This window comes from Methylobacterium sp. J-059, assembly GCF_022829485.1.
Taxonomy (GTDB): Bacteria; Pseudomonadota; Alphaproteobacteria; order Rhizobiales; family Beijerinckiaceae; genus Methylobacterium.
In genome coordinates, this window is the sequence record NZ_JAKSYA010000072.1 from 1 (window position 1) to 689 (window position 689).

2 pseudogenes are annotated in these 689 nt (G+C 59.2%); both read right to left on the bottom strand.

What is annotated here, in order from left to right:
- Nucleotides 1-89: pseudogene (locus MKK55_RS08400) on the bottom strand (IS5/IS1182 family transposase); the annotation flags it as partial.
- A 470-nt stretch (nt 90-559) separates the two neighbouring features.
- Nucleotides 560-689, bottom strand: a pseudogene (locus tag MKK55_RS08405) (IS5/IS1182 family transposase); the annotation flags it as partial.

The window sequence follows — 689 nt, forward strand, 5'->3', positions numbered from 1 at the left end:
CGTCGACCGCCTTTCGGACGGGGTCGGGGAGGCGGAAGCAGCGGGGCGATCTCGTCCCAGAGATCGTCGGGAAGAAGTGCGCGGGCCATGAAACACCAACGCACATCAACGCTCAGGGTGCCGTTCTGTTAGGCGCTCTTAACAGGTCCTTACTTATCGAACTCTCATCGTAGCGCCCGCCAGTTCACCCGGTAGGGCAACCAACCTTACGCGCTGCCTCACGCTAGAATGGCGCGAAGGTTTGGATGACGCCGTTCATGTGCTCAGGGACGGCAGTCGATCTCGTGACGGTACTTAACGCTGTCGCCGCGGTAATTGGTAGTGTAGCCGCGGAAGCGATCGCCAGCAGTAAACGCGATGGAAGGCACCGAGCGTCTTCAGGTGCCTCTTCTTGCCATGCATCAATCGCGGTATCAGCCCAACAATCTCGACCGGGTCACAGCAAAATGAAGTCTGTCGCCGCCTGAACGGATTGGCTTGTCTAGCGATTTCGTTTCTCTGATGCAGGAGGGACGATGCTCAGCAACGCGCAGTGGCCTGAACTGAGTCCTTAGAGCGCCTAACAGAACCGCCTGATTTGGTTGAGGGTGATGAGACTGGCGGCGAGGTTGGTGAAGGCCTCGTAGATGTCGGCGCGGCGCTCGTAGCGTACGGGCAGGCGTCGGAAACGGTTGAACCAGGCATGGGTG